The sequence below is a fragment of the Aeromicrobium sp. 636 genome (genome assembly GCF_024433585.1).
Classification (GTDB): Bacteria; Actinomycetota; Actinomycetes; order Propionibacteriales; family Nocardioidaceae; genus Aeromicrobium; species Aeromicrobium senzhongii.
The window spans coordinates 273,858-295,159 of record NZ_WNJU01000004.1 but is presented as its reverse complement, the minus strand read 5'-3'; the positions used below and the strand labels follow the sequence as shown (position 1 = coordinate 295,159).

At 71.1% G+C, this 21,302-nt stretch carries 18 protein-coding genes; 7 read left to right on the top strand and 11 right to left on the bottom strand.

The genetic code is table 11. The features are described from left to right. Window positions 1–38: 38 nt before the first annotated feature. The 4 genes from GL325_RS14295 to GL325_RS14280 form a co-directional block, all read right to left on the bottom strand. The gene (locus GL325_RS14295; RefSeq protein ID WP_187769946.1) at window positions 39–1,556 is read right to left on the bottom strand and encodes a carotenoid oxygenase family protein; all 1,518 of its coding nucleotides are present in this window, start codon (window positions 1,554–1,556) and stop codon (window positions 39–41) included. A gap of 33 nt (window positions 1,557–1,589) precedes the next feature. After that, window positions 1,590–2,810 carry an acetyl-CoA acetyltransferase gene (locus tag GL325_RS14290; protein WP_154595780.1) on the bottom strand — a complete coding sequence of 407 codons (1,221 nt, stop codon included), beginning with the start codon at window positions 2,808–2,810 and terminating at the stop codon, window positions 1,590–1,592. 97 nt (window positions 2,811–2,907) lie between these two features. After that, on the bottom strand, window positions 2,908–3,975 hold the full coding sequence (locus GL325_RS14285; protein ID WP_187769945.1) for a hypothetical protein: 1,068 nt from the start codon (window positions 3,973–3,975) through the stop codon (window positions 2,908–2,910). After that, entirely contained in the window at window positions 3,972–5,156 is a 1,185-nt protein-coding gene (locus GL325_RS14280; protein WP_187769944.1) for an acetyl-CoA C-acyltransferase, read from the bottom strand. The genes GL325_RS14285 and GL325_RS14280 overlap by 4 nt, the downstream gene beginning before the upstream one ends. A 121-nt stretch (window positions 5,157–5,277) precedes the next feature. On the opposite strand from GL325_RS14280, the gene GL325_RS16035 reads away from it, so the two are divergent. Continuing rightward, the gene (locus GL325_RS16035; protein ID WP_222865833.1) at window positions 5,278–6,240 is read left to right on the top strand and encodes a helix-turn-helix domain-containing protein; all 963 of its coding nucleotides are present in this window, start codon (window positions 5,278–5,280) and stop codon (window positions 6,238–6,240) included. A 6-nt stretch (window positions 6,241–6,246) separates the two neighbouring features. Here the strand turns inward: GL325_RS16035 and GL325_RS14270 are convergent, their stop codons facing one another. Further along, window positions 6,247–7,464, bottom strand: a complete 1,218-nt coding sequence (locus GL325_RS14270) for a metallophosphoesterase family protein (protein WP_187769943.1) — start codon at window positions 7,462–7,464, stop codon at window positions 6,247–6,249. A 64-nt stretch (window positions 7,465–7,528) separates the two neighbouring features. Between GL325_RS14270 and truA the strand changes: the two genes are divergently transcribed. The 5 genes from truA to GL325_RS14245 all read left to right on the top strand — a co-directional run bounded on the left by truA (window position 7,529) and on the right by GL325_RS14245 (window position 13,001). Next, window positions 7,529–8,317 carry a tRNA pseudouridine(38-40) synthase TruA gene (gene truA, locus GL325_RS14265; protein ID WP_255956226.1) on the top strand — a complete coding sequence of 263 codons (789 nt, stop codon included), beginning with the start codon at window positions 7,529–7,531 and terminating at the stop codon, window positions 8,315–8,317. Next, entirely contained in the window at window positions 8,317–8,778 is a 462-nt protein-coding gene (locus GL325_RS14260) for an NUDIX domain-containing protein (RefSeq protein ID WP_187769942.1), read from the top strand. Before truA ends, GL325_RS14260 begins: the two co-directional genes overlap by 1 nt. Before the next feature lie 4 nt (window positions 8,779–8,782). Continuing rightward, window positions 8,783–9,160 (top strand): MmcQ/YjbR family DNA-binding protein, encoded by a 378-nt coding sequence (locus tag GL325_RS14255; RefSeq protein WP_187769941.1) that lies wholly within the window; start codon window positions 8,783–8,785, stop codon window positions 9,158–9,160. Then, window positions 9,157–9,735 (top strand): methyltransferase, encoded by a 579-nt coding sequence (locus GL325_RS14250; RefSeq protein ID WP_255956225.1) that lies wholly within the window; start codon window positions 9,157–9,159, stop codon window positions 9,733–9,735. Before GL325_RS14255 ends, GL325_RS14250 begins: the two co-directional genes overlap by 4 nt. A gap of 86 nt (window positions 9,736–9,821) precedes the next feature. Continuing rightward, on the top strand, window positions 9,822–13,001 hold the full coding sequence (locus GL325_RS14245; RefSeq protein ID WP_187769940.1) for a carboxyl transferase domain-containing protein: 3,180 nt from the start codon (window positions 9,822–9,824) through the stop codon (window positions 12,999–13,001). 12 nt (window positions 13,002–13,013) lie between these two features. On the opposite strand, the gene GL325_RS14240 is transcribed toward GL325_RS14245, so the two are convergent. Next, entirely contained in the window at window positions 13,014–13,631 is a 618-nt protein-coding gene (locus GL325_RS14240; protein ID WP_223111311.1) for a hypothetical protein, read from the bottom strand. A gap of 58 nt (window positions 13,632–13,689) precedes the next feature. Here GL325_RS14240 and GL325_RS14235 point away from each other — a divergent pair, with 58 nt between their 5' ends. Next, complete coding sequence (locus GL325_RS14235; RefSeq protein ID WP_187769939.1) at window positions 13,690–15,207, top strand: ATP-dependent DNA ligase; 1,518 nt, start codon at window positions 13,690–13,692, stop codon at window positions 15,205–15,207. Window positions 15,208–15,263: 56 nt separating this feature from the next. On the opposite strand, the gene GL325_RS14230 is transcribed toward GL325_RS14235, so the two are convergent. The 5 genes from GL325_RS14230 to GL325_RS14210 form a co-directional block, all read right to left on the bottom strand. Further along, a complete protein-coding gene (locus GL325_RS14230) occupies window positions 15,264–16,817 on the bottom strand; it encodes an ABC transporter substrate-binding protein (protein WP_187769938.1) in 1,554 nt (517 codons plus the stop codon). Window positions 16,818–16,966: 149 nt separating this feature from the next. Beyond that, a complete protein-coding gene (locus tag GL325_RS14225) occupies window positions 16,967–17,737 on the bottom strand; it encodes an SDR family oxidoreductase (RefSeq protein ID WP_154595803.1) in 771 nt (256 codons plus the stop codon). Between the two features lie 46 nt (window positions 17,738–17,783). Further along, window positions 17,784–18,845, bottom strand: coding sequence for an acyl-CoA dehydrogenase family protein (locus tag GL325_RS14220; protein WP_187769937.1), 1,062 nt, complete (start codon window positions 18,843–18,845; stop codon window positions 17,784–17,786). Then, window positions 18,842–20,011, bottom strand: coding sequence for an acyl-CoA dehydrogenase family protein (locus tag GL325_RS14215; protein ID WP_187411731.1), 1,170 nt, complete (start codon window positions 20,009–20,011; stop codon window positions 18,842–18,844). The genes GL325_RS14220 and GL325_RS14215 overlap by 4 nt, the downstream gene beginning before the upstream one ends. After that, window positions 20,004–21,221, bottom strand: coding sequence for an acyl-CoA dehydrogenase family protein (locus tag GL325_RS14210; RefSeq protein WP_187411730.1), 1,218 nt, complete (start codon window positions 21,219–21,221; stop codon window positions 20,004–20,006). Before GL325_RS14210 ends, GL325_RS14215 begins: the two co-directional genes overlap by 8 nt. Window positions 21,222–21,302: the final 81 nt, after the last annotated feature.

The window sequence follows — 21,302 nt, the reverse complement described above, 5'->3', positions numbered from 1 at the left end:
CCTCTCGCAGGAATGGCGGGCTTCGCTCTTCAATCGTCTCAGAGGCCGACGGCGGTCGCCGCGGAGTCCTCCGTCTGCCAGCGGCGCAGCTCCTCGCCGGCACACCACGTCGAGTGCGTCCCGCTGGAGATGCGCTCGGGCAGCTTGAGCTTGCAGACGGGCCCGTCCGAGAGCCGCGCGGCGTCGAACACCACGGCGTAGGACGCATCGGCGTTCATGTCCGAGATCAACGTGACCAGGTAGCCGTCGTCCTCGGACGTCGAGCCCACGCGCGGCGCCATCGCGGTCTCACTGCCGTAGACGCCGTCACCGAAGGAGAACGTCTCCTCCGCGCCGGTCCACGAGTCGTGCTTGACCAGACCGTTGAACAGGAACCAGCCCGGCTTGTTCGTGGCCGAGTAGGAGTAGCGGTGCTTCACGCCACCGTACGAGCCGTTGATCATGCCGAACTCGGACACCGTGTCGGTGAGGCGCTCCTCCTTCGTCAGGCCGGTCTTGAGGTTGAAGCGCCACCGGTGCAGGCGGGTCTCCATCCGGTCCTGCGCCAGGAAGCGGAACGCCCGCTCCCACTTCGTGCCGGTGCCGTTGTCGGACGGCTCGGGGTCGGTCTGGAAGTAGCCCTCCAGCACGACCTCGTCACCCTCCTCGTAGGCGTTGGTGAAGTGCAGGACGTAGGTCGACTCGGCCTCGAACCACATGATGTCCTTGGTCTGACCACGGCGCGGGATGACCGCGAACCGGGCCGGCATGTCGCGGTGCCAGCGGGCCACGTGGGCGTTCTGCTTGAGCGCCTCCGGGTCCCAGAACAGCGGCATGTCGTTGAGGATCGCGTAGTTCTCCGTGAACGCCATGTCGTGCGGCAGACGCGGGCCCGGCAGCGGGATGTCGACGTAGTGGACGAGGTCGTTCTTGTCGTCGACGACGCCGTACTTCATGTACGGCGCCTCCTTGCTGTAGTTGAAGAACATCATCTCGCCGGTCCGGTCGTCGACCTTCGGGTGCGCCGAGACGCCCCAGTCGAACGGGAAGTGTCCGTTCCAGCTCTCCTTGCCCAGCGTCTGGGCCGAGAACGGGTCGATCCGGTACATGTCGCCGCACTGGTAGAACGTGCTCAGCGCCACGCCCCGGTGCACGACCACGTCGGTGCTGGACGCATCCTTCATCTGCCGACGGGCGCCCCAGCCGTCCTCACGCAACGCGATCTGGGGTCGCTCGGCCAGGCCGGCCCACAGCGACTGCCCGGCCTCCTGCTCGGCGAGGTAGCCGTCGGTGCGGATCATCCGGTTGCGGTAGAACGCCTTGCCGTCGCGGAAGCCGACGACGTGGATCATGCCGTCACCGTCGAACGGGTGGTAGTTCTTCAGCGACGGGTGCATCGGGTTCTCGGTGTTGCGCAGGTAGACGCCGTCGAGGTCGGCGGGGATCTGACCCTCGACGACTTCCAGGTCGTCGGCGACCCACTCGTTGGTCTGCGGGCGCCAGGGGCCGGTGCGGTAGGGGTGGTCGTCGTCCTCGGGCAGCGTCGACAGCAGCTTGCCCACCAGTTCCAGATCCATGAAGGTTCCTCTCGTACGTATGAAGTCAGAAGGTCAGTTGGCCGTCACGACGAAGCTGACGGTGGTGGCGGTGCTGCCGCCGAAGTTGAGCGTGCCCACGGTGTCGGCGCCGTCGACCTGGTAGCCGCCGGCGGTGCCGGTGACCTGCTTGGTCGCGTCCAGCACCATCCGGATGCCGGAGGCGCCGACGGGGTGTCCGCCGCCGATCAGGCCGCCGCTGGGGTTGATGGGCAGGCGACCGCCGATCTCGATGTCGCCGTTCTCGATCGCCTTCCACGACTCGCCGGGCTCGGTGAGGCCGATGTGGTCGATCGCGATGTACTCGCTGGGCGTGAAGCAGTCGTGCGTCTCGAGCGCGTCGAGGTCGTCGAGCCCGATCTGCGCACGGTCGAACGCGTCGAGGACGGCGCGGCGCAGGTGCGGCATGACGTAGGGCTGGTCCGCCGAGTGGTCCAGCTTCTGCTGCAGGCCCAGGCCGACGGTCTGGTGGCCCCAGCCCGCGATGCGCGCCATGGGGCGCAGGTCGGGGTGGCGGACCAGGAACTCGTCGGACACCAGCACGATGCCGGAGCCGCCGTCGGTGATCTGACTGCAGTCGAAGCGGCGGACGCGGCCGTCGACCGGCGGGTTGAGGGCGGGGTCGCCGGCCGGACCGAGGTCGGGCACGTCCCAGCCGCGGGTCTGCGCGTTGGGGTTGAGCTTCGCGTTGGCGAAGTTGATCTCGGCGATCCGGCTCAGGTGCGCCTGGTCGATGCCGTAGCGGCGGTCGTACTCCTCGGCGACCTGGCTGAACATGTAGGGCCACATGAACGTGGCGTCCTCACCCTCGTGCCCGGCCCAGGCCGCGGCACCGAGGTGGTGGGCCGCCTGGTCGCCGCTGACGGTCTTCTCCAGCTCGATGCCGACGACGAGCGCGGTGTCGTAGTTGCCGGCGCGCAGGTCGGCCATCGCCGCCAGGACCGCGATGCTGCCCGAGGCGCAGGCGGCCTCGTGGCGGGAGGAGGGGGTGCCCCACAGGCCGGGGTTGACGGTCGCGGGCAACGCGCCGAGCTGGCCCTGGCCGGCGAAGAGCTGGCCGAAGGCATTGCCGACGTGGACGACGCCGATCTCCTCGGCGTCGAGCCCGGAGGCGGCCAGCGTGCCGTCGACGACCTCGGTCGCGAGATCGGCGAAGTCCTTGCCCTCGCGATGGAAGTTGCGAGCGAAATCGGTCTGGTACCCACCGAGCACCCAGACGTTCGGCGACTTGGTCATGATCCACCTCTCTGACGCGCACTCACGCGTCGTTCATCACACTACACTTATCAGAGTTGCTACGGAAGGGTTGAGAAAACAGCTCTTTCAGCGGGCTTCAGCGCGGCCGGAACGTCGCGTAGTCGGCCCGCGCCGGCGTCGCGACGGGCCGGATCATCAGACCCGGCTCAGCGGCGACCACGTGCGGCACGGCGTTGATGACCTGCCCCGCCACGGCGTACTGCTCGGCGCCCATGCGGCTGCGGTCGGCGGGGTGCTTCTCGAGCTCCATCGCGATCTTCACGCCGGGGTGCCCCGTGATGTTGACCCGCCACAGCGGCGGCTCGGGCTCGGGCAGGTGCGCGGTCTCGACGAACCAGTGGATCGACATCGTCAGCCGGGGGGTGCCGTCGACCATCGCGTGCCAGCGCCAGTTCGTGTGCCCGACGGTCCCCTGCGGGATCACGCCGGCGGCGACCGTGAGGTCGGACCCGGCCGGATGGCACACGTGGTCGCTGATGACCTCGTCGATCGTCAGGCCGAGGTGGTGCGCCATCGCTCCGAGGACCTCCTCGTACATGCCGTTCAGCGCGCCGACCGGGTCCCAGGAGGGATCGTTCGGGTCGTGCTCGTCCAGCGCCGCACCGAAGCCGAGGGCGCCGAACAGGTACTCGGGGTCCTGCACCAGGCGGGCGTCGGCCATCTCGACGACCTCGATGTGGTCGACCGAGGCGCACACGCCCGTGGCGAGGACGGCGACCTGCTCACCGATGAACCCAGGATTGAGCCCGACCCCCATGAGGGTGACGCCGCCACGCTCGGCCGCGGCCCGGAGCCGGTCCAGCCGCGGGCCCGGGTGGACGAACGGATCGGTGTAGCCGTTGATGCTGAGCACGTTCTTGCCCGACTCGAGCAGGGCGACGATCTCGTCGTCGTGGGCGCCGTACGGGCCGATGCGGCCGGCATGGACGACCACGTCGGCGTCGAGGGCGAGGATCTCGTCGATGTCCGAGGTCGCCAGCACGCCGGTCGCGTCCCGGCGGGCGAGGTCGCCGACGTCACGGCCGGCCTTGGCGGCGCCGTAGACGTACGTCCCGACCACCTCGACACCCGGGTGGTCCAGCATCGTCCGCAGGATCGCCGTCCCCATGGCACCGGTCGCCCACTGGACGACGCGGTAGGTCATGACGCCAGTCCTTCGACGACGACGGCCATCGAGACGCCGAGGGCCGCGGGGATGACGAGCAGGGCGTATCCCCCGCCGCGACGCTCCAGCAGGTCCAGGGCGTTCGCCAGCAGGATGCCGCCGCTGGCGGCCAGCGGGTGGCCCACGGAGACGGCGCCACCTTGGATGTTGACGCGCTCGGGGTCGAGGCGCAGCTCACGGGTCAGCAGCAGCGGCGTGACCGAGAAGGACTCGTTGAACTCCGCGACGGCGACGTCGGAGATGTCGATGCCGGCCCGCTCCAGCGCCAGCCGGGCCGCGGCGACGGTGCCGTCCAGACCGGGCGAGCGGACGGCGGTGTGCGCCCAGCCCGCGATGCGGCCGCGCGGGGCGCGACCGAGGACGTGCTCGGCGGCGGCGGAGCCGATGACGGACGCCGAGGCACCGTCGCACAGCTGCGGGGCGGTGCCGACGGTGTGCAGTCCCTGCGCCGGTCGCTCGAAGCCGGGGAACCGCTCCTCGACGCGCGACCAGAGCGGGTCGTCGCCGAACAGCGGGGCGAGGCCCGCGAGGGACTCGGGGGTCGTGTCGGCGCGGGCGCCCTCGTCCTGCGCCAGGACGGTCTCGCCGCCCTGGGTCACGGGCACGACGGAGTCCCACGTGGCGGCGGCGGAGCGCCGGTGCGAGCGGACGGCCCAGGCGTCCAGCTCCTCGCGGGAGAAGCCGTGCTTGGCGGCGGTCAGGTCCGCGGACACTCCGATCGTCACGAAGCCGGTCGTCCCACCGATGCCGGGATCGAAGGCGAACGCCGGCTTGTCGCTCATCATCGGCACACGCGACATCGACTCGGCGCCACCGGCCACCACCACGTCGAGCATCCCGGACCGCACCTGGGCCGAGGCCGTGGCGATCGCGTCCAGGCCCGAGCAGCACATCCGCGACACGACGCCGGCGGGGATCGCGTCCGGCCACCCGGCGGCCATGACTGCGACGCGACCCAGGTCGGCGGCCTGTTCGCCGTGGGCCGTGCTGACGCCGATGACGACGTCCTCGACGGCGTCGAGCGGCAGGTCGCGTCGCTCGAGCTCGCGCAGCAGCTGGGCGAGCAGCTCGTGGGCGGGCACGCCGGCGAGCGTTCCGCCGTCGCGCCGCACGCGACCGCGCGGCGTCCTCACCGCCTCGTAGACGAAGGCCTCGGTCATCGATCCCACCTGTCCTGAACGCGCCGCACCGTGCGGGCACGACGGCAGGTTACTGCATTAAACAGAGTGACTACAAGAATCATCTCGCGCCCCGGGACGTCGAGGCGCCTAGGATGCCCGAGTGAGCATTCGCGGCTACTCCTCCGACGAGCCCGCCGGACCGAGCACACCCAACGCACTCTCCCGTGGCTTCGGCGTCCTCGGGGACGAGTGGACCCTGTTCCTGCTGCGGTTCGCCCTGTTGGGCTGCCGCCGCTACACCGAGTTCTCGACCCGGATGCCCATCTCGCACGCCGTCCTCAGCGGCCGCCTGGACACCCTCGTCCGCTCGGGCCTGATGGCCCGGCACGAGTACCAGCAGCGCCCGCCGCGCGCCGAGTACGTCCTGACCGACTCCGGCCGCGCCACGTGGCCGATCCTGACCGCGATCTGGGGCTGGGAGCGCACCTGGGTGCACGAGCACTCCTACGAGACCCCGCCGATGCGCCACATCACCTGCGGACAGGAGACGACCCCCGTCCTGACCTGCCGCGAGTGCCACCGGCCCGTCGCCGTCCAGGACCTCGACACGGCATGGGGACCCACCGGCGGGTGGCGCAGCTCGGTGCCCGAGGTCGCCACGCGACGCCGCTCCTCCACCCGCGGAGCCGCCGTCGGGCACACGTTCTATCCCGACACCATGGCCATCTTCGGCAACCGCTGGTCCTGGGCCCTGATGGGCGCAGCCCTGCTGGGCGTGCGGCGCTTCAGCGAGTTCGAGGCCGCGCTCGGCCTGCCGCCGTCGCTGCTCTCGGGCCGACTCAGCACGCTGCGCGAGCACGGCATCATCGAGCAGGTCACCGGCGAGTCGGCCGCCGAGCGGTCCGAGTACCGGCTGACGGCCAAGGGCCTGGCGTTCTTCCCCGTCATCGCCATGACGATCGGCTGGTCCGAGCGGTGGTTCGGCAGCGACGAGGGACCTGCGCTGATCCAGACGCACCGCGCGTGCGGAGCCCGTTTCGCCGGCGAGTTGACCTGCGACCAGTGCGGCGAGCCCTTGCGCGGCACGAGCATCGACCTGAGCGCGCTCGATTCGACCAGCTGAGGACACTCAGCGGGTCAGGGTGAACCCATCCAGGGTCGAGCCGACCTTCGCCGAGGGCTTGGCGCCCTTGCCCCGGTGGCCGACGACCGCGCGCACCGAGAGCTTCGACGGCGTCACCGTCACCACCTGGTAGGTCGACGTCCGGTACGCCGCCTTCACCCGGGTCGCACCGCCGCGCTTCCAGTCCTTCGCGGAGGAGCCGTAGTACTTCGGGCCGCTGACGGAGGTCAGGTAGGTGACGCCCGCCTTGCGGCCACGGGCGTAGGAGTGGTCGTGACCCGACAGGACGAGGTCCGCGTCGTACCGCTCCATCGCCGGCAGGAACCAGCGGCGCATCTCGGAGTTCTTGCGGTCGCCGACCGAGGCGAAGGGACCGGAGTGCATGAGGACGATCGACCACGCCCGCGGGTTCGTCCGCAACGCGTCCGCCAGGAAGGCCGACTGGCGCTTGAGGTCCTTGCCGAAGCTGTCCAGGACGATGATCCGGGCGGGCCCCCGGTCGACGAAGAACCACGTCCGCCGCTGCTCGGGGTAACCGTTCGAGGGGAACTGGAAGTAGGAGCGGAAACCACGCCCCTCGCCCGAGCGGCAGGAGGACTTGAGCTTGCACTGCTCGTGGTTGCCGATCGACGAGATCCAGTTGCTCCGCTGCCCCGACGGCGTCAGCGCACGGGCCAGCTCACTCCACTCTCGGCCCACCCACGGCTTGTTCACCACGTCGCCGGCCTGCAACAGCAGCCCGGCCTCGGGGTAGCGCTGGGTGGCTCGGTCGATGATCCGCTCCGGGACGCCGTCGTTGTCGATCTGGGTGTCACCGAATTGCAGGAGCCGGAACGACTGGTTCGCGCCTCCGGCCGTCGCGAAGGTGCGCCACGCCGACGTGAAGCCCCTACCCACGATCCGGTAGCGGTACCGCGTCGACGGCGCGAGCCCGCTCAGCCGCACGTAGTACCGGTACTGACGGCTGCCGGCCGTGCGGGTGGTCGTGCCGAGCTTGCGTCGCGCGGGCACGGACAGCGTCGTGCCGTCGGGGGCGACGGCCACGACCCGCTGGCCCGAGGTCACCGACCGACGGCTCCACGACACGTACTGCGACCTCGCCGGGTCGGAGGTCGGCGTCAGCAGGATGCGGCTCACGCCGGAGCTCGCGGCGCCGGCTGGAGCCGGCGGCGACAGCACGGAGATCGCCAGTACCGCCGCGACCAGCCCGATCATGGTGCGCATGCCTCCACGCTAAGCCGAATACGGCGCGGCGTCACCGGGGAAAGCGGCCCAGTACCGTGGAGTCGTGCGCATGCGGATCGATCTGGCCTATGACGGAACCGAGTTCAGGGGCTGGGCGACCCAGCCGGGACTGCGAACGGTCCAGGGCGAGATCGAGTCCGCCCTCGCCACCGTGCTGCGCCTGCCCGAGCCTCCGCGCCTGACCTGCGCGGGCCGGACCGACGCGGGCGTCCACGCCCGCGGCCAGGTCGCCCACGTCGACGTCGACAGCCACCCGGGCGTGCTGGAGCGGCGTCTGCGCCGCATCGTTCCCGGCGACATCCGGATCGTGCGCGTGACCGAGGCGCCGGAGCACTTCGACGCCCGCTTCGCGGCGATCGAGCGACGCTACGTCTACCGGATGACCGACCACCCGGCCGGCCCCGACCCGCTGCAGCGCCGCATGGTCGCCGCGATGCCGAAGCCGCTGGACGTCGAGCTCATGAACGAGGCGGCCCAGCACCTGCTCGGCGAGCACGACTTCGCCTCGTTCTGCAAGCAGCGCGAGGGCGCCACGACGATCCGCAACCTGCTGACCCTGCGCACGATGCGCGGCGGCGAGACGATCGCCACCACGGTGCGCGCCGACGCGTTCTGCCACTCGATGGTCCGCTCGCTGATGGGCTGCCTCGTGGCCGTCGGCGAGCGCCGCTTCCCGCCGGAGTTCGCCGCCGAGATCCTGGCTGGCGAGGTCCGCGACCCCCGGGTCAAGGTCATGCCCGCGCACGGCCTGGTGCTTGAGGAGGTCGTCTATCCCGCCGACGACCAGCTGGCCGCGCGGGTCGAGCAGGCGCGGCGACGCCGGGACGAGTGATGGCCCGCCTGCTCAGCGCGGGGATCCTCCTGCACCGGGTGCGCGACGGCCGCCGCCAGGTGCTGCTGGGGCATCTGGGTGGACCCTTCTGGGCCCGGCGCCACGAGCGGGCCTGGTCCATCCCCAAGGGTGTGCTCGAGGCCGGCGAGGACGCCCGCGACGCCGCCGCTCGTGAGTTCCTCGAGGAGCTCGGCGTGCCCGTTCCCGACGGTCCGTGGGTCGATCTGGGCACCGTGCGCCAGTCGAAGAAGGACGTCCGGGTGTGGGCCGTCGAGGCCGATCTCGACCCCGCGTCCGTCGCGCCCGGCACGTTCGACCTCGAGTGGCCGCCCGGCTCGGGCACGACCCAGGCCTTCCCCGAGCTCGACCGGGTCGAGTGGTTCGGCCTCGACGAGGCCGCCGAGGTCATCGTCGCGGCGCAAACGACGTTCCTCGAACGTCTGCCGGCCGTGCCAGACTGACCTCATGGATGCGGCGACGACGTGGACCGACATCGAGGCCTTCCTGCTGGGGTTCCCCGACACCGAGGCCAGTACGTCGTGGGGCATGCCCGGGGTCAAGACCGGCGGGCGACTCGTGGCCTGGTGGCGCGACCGTGACGACTCCCCCGGCTGCGTCGCGGTCAAGGTCGACCGCGACGAGGCCGAGGCCCTGATCCAGGACGCCGCCACGCCGTTCCACACCAACGACCACCTGCGCGACCGCTCGCCCAACGTCGTCCTGTTCCGCCCGGGCGAGATCGATCCGGTCGAGCTGCGCGAGCTGCTGACCGACGCCTGGCGCGTCACGGCCACGCCGTCCGTGCTGGCTGCCTGGACCGCCGAGAACGAGCCCGACGCGTGAGCCACTACTTCGACGCCACGCCCCTCACCGACGACGAGCGCCGCACCGTCACGGTCGAGGTCTGGGGCAACCGCCGCGAGTACGTGACCTCCACCGGGGTGTTCTCCGGTGGCTCGCTGGACAAGGCCACCGCGATCCTGCTCTCCGAGAGCACCCCGCCCCCGGTCGGCTCGGTCGTGCTCGACCTCGGCTGCGGCTGGGGTCCGATCGCCTGCTCGCTGGCCGAGGCCGGCAGCACCGTGTGGGCCGTCGACGTCAACGAGCGCGCGCTCGAGCTCACGGCGCAGAACGCGGCCGGGCTCGACGTGCACCCGGCGCTGCCCGACCAGGTTCCGTCCGACCTGCGGTTCGACGCGATCTGGTCCAATCCTCCGATCCGCATCGGCAAGGACGCCCTGCACGAGCTGCTGCTGACCTGGTTGCCTCGGCTCAAGACCGGGGGCGAGGCGCGTCTGGTCGTGGGCAAGAACCTCGGCGCCGACACCCTGCAACGCTGGCTCGTCGACCAGGGCTACCCCACCGAGCGGGTCGCCAGCAGCAAGGGCTTCCGAGTGCTGTCGGCCCGTCGTCCCTGACCGCGACGGCCGTTGTCCCGGGCGGCGGTGAGCGGTAGCGTGAGCCACCGCTGTCCAACCTGAATTCAGATTCAGAGGTGCTCGTGATGCAGGTCCTGATCGCCAACCGCGGCGAGATCGCCGTCCGGATCGAGCGTGCGGTGGAGGCGCTGGGCTGGACGCCGCAGCGGGTCCACACGTCCGACGAGGCCGCCGGCAGCGACAGCTGGCTGCTCCCCCAGTCCGGCGTCGCGGGCTACCTCGACGTCGAGGGCATCGTGGCGGCCGCCGTCCTGAGCGGATCGGACCTCGTGCACCCGGGTTACGGCTTCCTCAGCGAGAGCGCCGAGCTGGCCGCTGCGTGCGAGAAGTCCGGCGTCGGCTTCGTCGGGCCCGAGCCGCGCATCCTGGAGCTGTTCGGCGACAAGGGCCTGGCGCGCGAGCATGCCGTCACCCACGGCGTTCCTGTGCTCGACGCGACCGGCCGCGACGCCTCGCTCGCCGAGGTCGCCGCCCTGCTCGAGCGCCACCCCTCCGGCATCATGATCAAGGCCGTCTCCGGTGGCGGCGGGCGCGGCATGCGTCCGGTGACCGACCCCGCGGATCTCGCCGACGCGTACGAGCGGTGCCGCTCCGAGGCCGAGCGGGCCTTCGGCAACCCTGCGGTCTACGCCGAGCGGCTCCTCGCCAGCGCCAAGCACATCGAGGTCCAGGTGCTCGGCGACGGCTCGGGCGTCGTCACGCTCGGCGAGCGCGAGTGCTCGGTCCAGCGGCGAAACCAGAAGGTGATCGAGGTGGCCCCCAGTCCGTCGCTGACCGATGCCCACCGGCACCAGCTGACCACGTGGGCCAAGGACCTCGTCGCTCCCCTGGGCTACCGCGGCCTGGCCACGGTCGAGTTCCTCGTCAACGCCGACCTGCTGCGCCGCGGCGGCCCACTCGACGCCGTGTTCATCGAGGTCAACCCCCGGCTCCAGGTCGAGCACACCGTCACCGAGGAGGTCACCGGGACCGACCTCGTGCGTGCCCAGCTGCTGGTCGCGGCCGGCCACGGGCTCGACGAGGCGGGTGTGCCGACCGACGTGCAACCCCGTCCGGGCGTCGTCGCGATCCAGTCGCGCGTCAACGCCGAGGAGGTCGTCGGCGGCACGGTCGTCTCCACCACCGGCACCGTCACCGGCTTCTCGGCCCCCGACGGTGTCCGGGTCGACACCGGCATCTCGGTCGGGACCGTCGTCGACGGCACCTTCGACTCGCTTCTCGCGAAGGTCGTGACCGTCACCGAGGGCGACCACACGGCGGCCTGCGCCGACGCCGACGCGGCGGTCGCCGCCCTGCGGATCGAGGGCGTGCGGACCAACGTCCCGCTGCTGCGCGAGCTGTTCGCGCACGACGCCGTCCGCAGTGGCGAGGTCACCACGGCGTGGCTCGACCGCCTCCTGGCCGAGCGGGCGGACGCCGAGCGCACCACCGAGGAGTCCGACACCGTGTCCTCGGTCATGAGCGGCACCGTGCTGGCCGTGTCGGTCGAGCCCGGTGACACCGTCGGACCGAAGACGCCGCTCGCGACCCTCGAGTCGATGAAGATGGAGCACCCGATCACCGCCGGGTTCGCCGGCACCGTCACCGAGGTGCTGGTCGCGGTCGGTGAGCAAGTGGCGGCCGGCCAGCCGATCGCCGTGGTCACACCCGACGACACCGTCGACCACCAGCACGCCGAGGACGCGGAGGTCGACCTCGACCACGTCCGTCCCGACCTGGCCGAACTGCGTGAGCGGATCGCCCGCACCCGCGACGCCGCCCGGACCACCGCCGTCGCGAAACGGCACGCCCGCGGTCACCTCACGGCGCGCGAGTGGATCGACCTGCTCGTGGACGAGGGCACCTTCACCGAGTACGGCTCGCTGACGGTCGCCGCCCAGCGGCAGCGCCGCAGCCTCGACGACCTCATGGACAACACTCCCGCCGACGGCATCATCACCGGCCTCGGCACGATCAACGGCACCGACGACGCCGCGAACCGCTGCGCCGTGCTCGCCTACGACTACACCGTCCTCGCCGGCACGCAGGGCTACTTCAACCACAAGAAGACCGACCGCCTGCTGGAACTGGCGCGCGACCGGAAACTGCCGGTCGTCCTCTTCGCCGAGGGCGGCGGAGGTCGCCCCGGCGACACCGACACGGCCGACCTGATGGCTGCCGGACTCAACGTGCGGACGTTCTCGACGATGGGTTCGCTCAGCGGCGTGGTCCCGACCATCGGCATCCTGACCGGACGCTGCTTCGCCGGCAACGCGGCTCTCCTGGGCTGTTGTGACGTCATCATCGCGACCGAGGACGCCAACCTCGGCATGGCCGGTCCCGCGATGATCGAGGGCGGCGGACTGGGCGTCTTCACCCCCGAGCAGATCGGCCCGATGTCGGTCCAGGCCCCGAACGGCGTGGTCGACATCGTCGTCGCCGACGACGCCGAGGCGATCGGGGTCGCGCAGCGCTACCTGTCCTACTTCCAGGGCGGCCGCCGGACGTGGACCGCCGCCGACCAGCGCCGGCTGCGCCACGCCATCGGCGAGAACCGCAAGCAGGTCTACGACATCCGCCGGGTGATCGAGGACCTCGTCGACACCGACAGCGTGCTCGAGCTGCGCCGCGAGTTCGGCGTGGGCGCCATCACCGCCCTCGTGCGGATCGAGGGGCGTCCGTACGGGCTCGTCGCGAACAACCCCGCGCACCTCGGCGGAGCGATCGACGCGGACGCCGCCGACAAGATGGCCCGCTTCCTGCAGCTGTGCGACGCTCACGGACTCCCGGTCGTGTCACTGTGTGACACCCCGGGCTTCATGGTCGGGCCGGACGCCGAGCAGACCGCCACGGTCCGCCACTTCAGCCGGCTCTTCGTCATCTCGTCGCACCTCACGGTGCCGCTCACGACGATCGTCCTGCGCAAGGCGTACGGCCTGGGCGCCCAGGCGATGGCCGCCGGCGGCTTCGCCCAGACGACGGCGACCCTCTCCTGGCCGACCGGCGAGATCGGCGGTATGGGGCTCGAGGGCGCGGTCCGGCTCGGCTTCTCCAAGGAGCTGGCCGCGATCGAGGACGAGCACGCCCGCGCCGAGCGCTACGAGGAGCTCGTCGCCCAGCACTACGAGGCCGGCAAGGCGATCAACGGTGCGATGAAGCTCGAGCTCGACGAGGTCATCGACCCCGCCGACACCCGCCGCTGGATCGTGGCGACCCTCGGCGACTGGCAGGGCGAGGGGTCGCACCGCTACATCGACACCTGGTGACCGCCTGAGCGGCTACGCGAGCCGCTCGATCGTGGTCACGACGCTCGTCACCGAGGGCCTCGCCGGCGTGCTCGAGAAGCCGAAGTGGCACGGCGGGTCGACCGGGGCGAGCGTCCCGAGGTCGGTCCCTCGCCAGGTCCCGGCGATGGCGTCCACCGCGACGACCGACGTCGCGCCGTACCACTCGCGGCGGTCGTTGCCGGCCGTCCCGCGGGTCCGCACGCCGCGCATGACGACGCGCGCGACAGGGTCGATCGCGCCGCACCACGCGGGTGCGGTCGCGACTCGCTTCGGGACGAGTCCGAGCAGCGCGCCGAGCGGAGTGCGGCCTCCGGTCACGAGCCGGAGCGACAGCGACGGCGTCGAGACCTGCCACCCGTCGGCGGTGTCCGTGACGGACACGGGCTCGATGACGTGCTCGTCGAACGCGTAGGTCGCCGCGACGAAGTCCCGCACGCGATCGGACGGCGCCAGCAGGACGCGATGGCCGGTCGCGTCCTCGAGCATCACGTCGGCGAACGCACCCCACGGCGAGGAGTCCCAACGCCCGACGACCACCCGGATGCCGCTCGTGCTGCCGACGCCGGCGATCCGGCCCACGAAGCGCTCCCTGATCCGACCGGCGTCCACGGATCCATCCTGCCCGTCGGCGCCAGCGACTGTCCGTGCCGAGCGGCAGGATGGGTGCATGCTGCTCGCCGAGCTCGTCGCCACCTCGTCCGAGGTCGCAGCCACCCGCTCGCGGAAGGCGAAGGTCGCGCTGCTCGCGGAGCTGCTGCGCCGGACCGAGCCTGACGAGCTCGCGGTCGTCGTGTCCTACCTCGGCGGTGCGCTGCGCCAGCGACGCACCGGCTTGGGCTGGCGGGGCGTGAGCGCGACGGTCCCGCCGGCCGGCGAGCCATCGCTCAGCGTCCTCGAGGTCGACGTGGCGTTCGAGGCGATGTCCCGGTTGTCCGGACCCGGGTCGCAGGGCGCGCGCCAGCAGGCCGTCACCGAGTTGTTCGGGCGCGCCACCGGCACCGAGCAGGCGTGGCTGCGCGCGATCGTCACCGGCAACCTCCGCCAGGGCGCGCTCGACGCCGTCACGCAGGAGGCCATCGCGCAGGTCGCCGACGTGCCGGCGTCCACCGTCCGCCGAGCGGCGATGCTCGCCGGCAGCACGGTCGCCGCGGCCGCAGCCGCCTTCGAGGGCGAGGAGGCACTGGCCGCGATCGGCCTCGAGGTCGGCCGGCCCGTCATGCCGATGCTGGCCTCCAGCGCGCCCGACGTGGCCGCCGCGATGGCCGGCCTCTCCCCCGACGGCCGCACCGAGGTCGCCGTCGACGCCAAGCTCGACGGGATCCGCATCCAGGTCCACCGCGACGGCGACGCGGTGCTCGTGGTCACCCGCAGCCTCGACGACATCACCGCGCGGCTGCCCGAGGTGGTGGAGGTCGCCCGGTCCTTGCCGGCCACCCGGTTCGTGCTCGACGGCGAGGCGCTCGCGCTCTCCGAGGACGGCCGCCCGCTGGCCTTCCAGGACACCGCCAGCCGCACCGCCCAGGCAGTCGGAGTCGCGATCACGCCGCACTTCTTCGACGTGCTCCACGTCGACGGCCGCGACCTGCTGGACTCCCCCGGCCACGAGCGTCTCGCCGCCCTCGACGCGCTCGTGCCCGAGCCGCACCGGGTCCGACGCCTCGTCACCTCCGACGTCGAGGCCGCGGACGCCTTCGCCGCCGAGACCGTCGCCGCCGGCCACGAAGGCGTGGTCCTCAAGGACCTCTCCGCTCCCTACGCGGCCGGCCGGCGCGGCGCGGCCTGGGTCAAGGTCAAGCCGGTGCACACCCTCGACCTGGTCGTCCTCGCCGTCGAGTGGGGCTCCGGCCGGCGCCGGGGCTGGCTGTCCAACATCCACCTCGGCGCCCGCGACGAGTCCTCCCCCACCGGGTTCGTGATGCTCGGCAAGACGTTCAAGGGCATGACCGACGACATGCTCGCCTGGCAGACCGAGCGCTTCCTCGCCCTCGAGACCCATCGCGAGGGACACGTCGTCCACGTGCGACCCGAGCAGGTCGTCGAGATCGCCTTCGACGGGCTCCAGCGCTCGACCCGCTACCCCGGCGGACTGGCACTGCGCTTCGCCCGCGTCGTCCGCTACCGCGAGGACAAGCAGCCGGCCGAGGCCGACACGATCGAGACGGTCCGCTCGCTCGCCGGCGCCTGAGGACGACAACAGCCCCACCGGAGGGGGGATCCGGTGGGGCTGCTGGCTCGTGGGCGTCAGCCCGCGTTGCGGATGCTGCGCAGGTTCACGACGCGGTAGCCCGCGTCGAAGGTGAGTCCCTTGCTGAAGTAGTTCGCCACGGGGATCATCAGCGGGACGAAGTCCACCCGCTCCAGCAGCGCGGCCTCGGCCTCGCCCCAGAGCTTGCAGCGCTCGTCACCCTCCACCCGCGAGAGCTGGTCCTTGACCATCGCGTCGAACGTGTCGTTGTCGACGCGTCCCCAGTTCAGCGCGCCACCCTCGCCGTAGACCGAGCTCATCTTCGTGGCCATGGGGAAGGGCGTGCGGATCGCGGTCTGGTACGGGTAGACGATCATGTCCCAGTTCTCGTTCTCACCGTAGATCGTGCCCGCCGCCTGGGCCTGCGTGCCGCTGGTGATGTTGACCTTGACGCCCAGCTGGCGCACTGCGTCGGCCAGGTACTCCGGTCCGGAGTTCTGGACGTCGTAGCCCAGCATCTCGATCGTCAGCTCCTTGCCGCCCGGGCCGTACCCGGCCGCCTTGAGCTCCGCCTTCGCCCGGTCCAGGTCGAACTCCGGCGTGAACTTCTCGTTCTCCGGCGTGTAGCAGTTCATGTCCGGCGTGATGAACGTCCGGGTCGGCTCGCCCAGACCGAACGAGGCGGCCTTCGTGAACCCCTCCGGGTCGACGGCGTGCGCGATGGCGCGGCGCAGGCGCTCGTCTGCGAACGGGCGCCCCTTGCGCTCGTTGAACGAGATGGCGTCGGCGCCGTACGCCTTGCCCTGGATCGGCTCGTTGTCCTTCACCAGCCGCTCGTTGTCGCGACCGAGGATCGCGGCGATGTCCGTGGCGCCGGTCTCGAAGAGGTTGGCGCGGGTGGAGTCCGACGTCACGACGCGCATCGTGATCTTCGCCGGTACCTCCTCATCGCCGAGAGCCGGCGAGTCCCAGGCCTCGAGCACGTACTCGTCACCGCGCTTCATCGACGCGATCTTGTACGGGCCTGACCCCTGCGGTGCGGTGCCGAGGCCTTCGACGTCCTTCAGCCCCTTCGGGCAGACGACGAACGCGTTGGTCATCGACTCCAGCATGTCCGCGTGCGGCTGGTTGACCTCGATCGTCAGGGTGTCGGCCTCGTCGTCACCGACGATCGACTTGGCTCCACCGGGTCCGAAGAGGCGCCCCGTGAACGGCGACCCGGACTTCGGATCGGCGAGCCGCTGCATGTTCTTGGCGACGTCCGACGGCAACAGGTCCGAGCCGTCGCTGCACTTCAGGTCGGGGCGCAGGGTGAAGACGACCTTCGTGGGCGTGACGTCCCACTTCGTGGCCATCGCCGGGGCGACGCCGCCGGTCTTGCGGTCCTGGCGGACCGGGGTGTCGTAGAGCGCCTCGAACAGCTGCATCGAGCCCTGGTCGGACGAGGAGATCGCCGGATCGAAGGTGTCGATGTCGTTCCGCAGGTCCATGACGATGCTCTCCGGGACCTCGCCGGCCGCTCCGTTCGAGCCCTTCGCCTCGCCTCCGCAGGCGCTCAGGGCCATCACCGCGACGGTCCCGAGCACCACCGCTGCACTGGTTCTTGCCATCGTCGTTCTCCTCCAAAGGGCTGTGATCGTGCTCACACGTTCGCCCCATCTTGAAGGACTAGGCGACTGGAGTCAATATTGAGTTCAACTTTAGAAAAGCCCTCCCGATCTCCTTCGTGGGGAGACCGGGAGGGCTGGGTACAGCGGCGTCAGCGGGCGTGGGTGACGCCCCCGTCGACGGTGATGGTCGAGCCCACCACGTAGTCGCCCGACCGCGCGGCGAGGTAGATCGCGGCCGCGGCCATGTCCTCGGGGTCGCCGATGCGGCCCGCGGGGATCTCGGCCTTGATCTCGTCGCCGCGATCGCGCGCGTCCTTGTTCATGTTCGAGGCGAACGCGCCCGGCGCGATGCCGCTGACGGCGATCCGGTCCTCGATCAGGCGGATGGCCATCCGGCGGGTCAGCTGGATCACGCCGGCCTTGCTCGCGTGGTAGGAGTACGTCTCCTGCGGGTTCAGGCTGATCCCGTCGATCGACGCGATGTTGATGACCTTCGCCAGGTGATCGCCCGACGCGGCGACGAGGTCCGACTTCAGCGCCTTCGTGAGGAAGAACAGCGACTTCACGTTGAGGTCCATGACCTTGTCCCAGCCGGACTCGGGGAACTCGTCGAACGGGGCTCCCCAGGCGGCACCGGCGTTGTTGACCAGGATGTCCAGGCTCGACTCGTGCTCGCGGTAGCGGGCGACCAGGTCGTTGATGCCGTCGAGGGTCGAGACGTCGGCCGGCAGCGAGACGCACTGGCCGTACTGCGAGAGCTCCTCGGCCGTCGCGTCGCACGCCTCGGCCTTGCGGGCCGAGATGTAGACGCGCGCGCCCTGGCTCAGGAAGCCCTCCGCGATCATCTTGCCGATGCCGCGCGAGCCGCCGGTGATGAGGGCCGAGCGGCCTTCGAGACTGAACAGTGCATTCGTGTCCATGGTGGTCCTTACTTCTGTGGAGGTGGGGTCGGTCGTGGTCGAAAGGTCAGTGCTGCGGAAGGTCGACGAGCCCGGCCAGATCGGCGCGATGGGCGGCCGGCGTCCCGAGTGCCAGCTGGTCGGACTTGGCGCGCTTGAGGTACAGGTGCACCCCGTGCTCCCAGGTCATACCGATGCCGCCGTGCAGTTGCAGGGCCTCCTCGGCCGCGTGCACCGCGACGTCGGAGCAGTAGGACTGCGCGACCGCCTGCGCGACGGGCGCGTCGGGGTCTCGCGTGGCCAGCGTGTCCGCCGCGTACCGCGCCGCGGCCTGCGCCTGGGTGACCTCGAGGTAGAGGTCGGCGAGCCGGTGCTTGATCGCCTGGAACGAGCCGATCGGCCGGGCGAACTGGATGCGCGTCTTGGCGTACTCCACGGTGGTCTCGAGGCACCACTGCGCGAGGCCCAGCTGCTCGGAGGCGAGCAGGGCGGCACCCGCGGCCAGCGCGGCATCGACGGCCGCGACCGCGGTGTCGCCCTCGGCCAGCACGCGCCCCTCGCCCGTCGGCGCGACCGATGCCAGCGGCCGGCTCATGTCGAGCGAGGTCAGCGCCGCGACGTCAGCGGTCTCGTGCAGCACCAGCTGCACGGTCCCGTCGACCGAGGTCGGCACGACGAACAGGTCGGCGCCGAGGGCGCCGGCGACCGGAGCCGTGACTCCCTCCCCCGCCGACCAGGCGCCGGCACGGGCCGACCAGGGCAGGACGAGGACGGCCCGTCGGTCGCCCGAGGCCAGCTGCTCCAGGACGTCCTGCGCCTCGACGGCCAGCAACGCGGTCGTCGCGATGACGGCGCTCTCCAGGAACGGGACCGGCGCCACGGCGCGGCCCAGCTCCTCGAGCACGACGGACGCCTCGCGCGCGCCGGCACCCGCGCCGCCCCACTCCTCGGGGACCAGCAACCCGGCCAGGCCGAGGTCCCCCGCGAGGGCGGACCAGGCGGCCGAGACGTCGGTGTCCGGGGCGTCGTAGAGCGCCGCCACGGTCGCGGGATCGACGGTGCGCCTCAGTGCGCCGCGCACGCTCGAGCGCAGCGACTCCTCGACGTCCGAGTAGAGAAGTTCAGTCATCGGGGCACCTCGTTGAAGGGAACGCCCTTGTCGGGGCGATGGTCGGCGGGCAGGCCCAGGACACGCTCGGACACGACGTTGCGCATGATCTCGGACGTCCCGCCCTCGATCGAGTTGCCCTTGGCGCGCAGGTAGCGGAAGCCCGGACCGCGGCCCAGGAAGCTGGCCGAGCCGGTCCGCACCATCGTCCAGTCGTCGTACTGCAGGCCCGCGTCGGGATCGAGTTCCAGGGCGAAGCCCGAGACCTGCTGAGCCTGCTTCGCGAACGCGAGCTTCATCGCCGAGCTCTCGGGGCCGGGCTGGCCCACCGCGAGCTGCTGACGGAGTCGCTCGCCGGCCAGGCGGGTCACCTCGGTCTCGACCCACCAGGACATCAGCCGGTCGTGCTCGGCCGCGGACCGCACGGACGGGTCGCGCCGCCAGCGCTCGGTGACGATGCCGATCTGTCCGGCCTCGCGATCCGCGCCGCTGCCGATCGCCACGCGCTCGTTGTTGAGCGTCGTCGTGGCGACGCGCCAGCCGGCGCCGACCGCACCCACCCGGTCGGTGTCCGGGACGCGGACGTCGCTGAGGAAGACCTCGTTGAACTCGGCCTCACCGGTGATCTGGCGCAGCGGACGCACGTCGACCCCGGGGTCGCTCATGTCGACCACGAAGTACGACAGGCCGGCGTGCTTGACGACCGTCGGGTCGGTCCGTGCGACGAGGATCGCCCGCTGGGCGTTCTGGGCGCCGGAGGTCCAGACCTTCTGGCCGTTCACGATCCAGGTGTCGCCGTCGAGGACGGCTCGGGTCGCCACACCGGCCAGATCGGACCCGGCGCCGGGCTCACTGAAGAGCTGGCACCAGACCTCCTCGCACGTGAACAGCGGTCGCAGGTAGCGGTCCTGCTGCTCGGGCGTGCCGAAGGCGATGAGAGTCGGGGCCGCCATGCCCAGGCCGATGCTGTTCAGGCCGAGGTCGGGCGCCGGCGCTCCGGCCTGGGCGAGCAACTGCTCGACGACCTGCTGCTCGTCGCGAGGACGACCCAGCCCGCCGCGCCCGACGGGGAAGTGCACCCACGCCAGGCCGGCGTCGAAGCGGGCGCCGAGGAACTCGACGGGGTCGACGGTCTCGAGGTCGAAGCGGGCCAGCAGGGCCGCCACCTCCGCGCGCACGTCAGTCACGCGTGGCCACCTTCCGCAGCTCGTGGCGCGCCAGGGCGTTCTTGTGCACCTCGTCGGGTCCGTCGGCGAAGCGCAACGTGCGCACCTGGGCGAACCACTCGGCGATCGGGAAGTCCTGGCTCAGGCCACCGCCGCCGTGGACCTGGATGGCCTTGTCGACGATCCACTCCACCGTGCGGGGCGCGGCGATCTTGATCGCCTGGATCTCGGTGTGCGCGCCCTTGTTGCCGACCGTGTCCATCAGCCAGGCGGCCTTGAGGGTCAGCAGTCGGATCTGCTCGATCTTGACGCGCGACTCCGCGATCCAGTCACGGACGACACCCTGCTCGCTCAAGGGCTTGCCGAAGGCGACGCGGTCGTTGGCGCGCGCGACCATCAGCTCGAGGCTCCGCTCGGCGATGCCGATCAGACGCATGCAGTGGTGGATGCGTCCGGGCCCGAGACGGGCCTGGGCGATCGCGAAGCCCTCGCCCTCGCCCGCGATGAGGTTCGAGACCGGCACGCGCACGTCGGTGAAGACGACCTCGGCGTGGCCGCCGTGGTCGCGGTCGTCGTAGCCGAAGACCCGCATGCCGCGCTTGATGTCGACGCCGGGGGTGTCACGGGGCACGAGGATCTGGGACTGCTGGCGGTGACGCGACGCGTTCGGATCGGTCTTGCCCATGACGATCATGATCTTGGCGTTCGGGTTCATCGCACCCGAGATGAACCACTTGCGGCCGTTGATGACGTACTCGTCGCCGTCGCGCACGATCGAGGTCTCGATGTTCGTCGCATCCGAGCTGGCGACGGCCGGCTCGGTCATGGCGAAGGCCGAGCGGATCTCACCGGCCAGCAGCGGCTCGAGCCACTGCTTCTTCTGCTCGTCGGTGCCGAACATGCTCAGCACCTCCATGTTGCCGGTGTCCGGCGCGGCGCAGTTCGTGGCCGTGGGGGCGATGTGCAGGCTGCGGCCCATGATCTCGCACAGGGGCGCGTACTGCAGGTTCGTCAGGCCGGCGCCCTCGGCGCCGGGGTGGAACAGATTCCACAGGCCGCGCTTCTTCGCCTCGGCCTTCAGGCCCTCGATCACCGGCGGCGGCGACCACACGTCGGGAGCAGCCTCGAGCTGCTCCCAGAAGGTCGCCTCGGCGGGATAGATGAACTCGTCCATGAACGAGGTCAGGCGCTCGATCAGGTCGTTGGTGGTGGCGTCGTAGGCAAATTCCACGGGAGTCTCCCAAAGGTGAATTCAGATTCAACTCAGGCTAGCGCGTGGGTGGCTCGGTGGCAATGGTCCGCGACAGCGGGG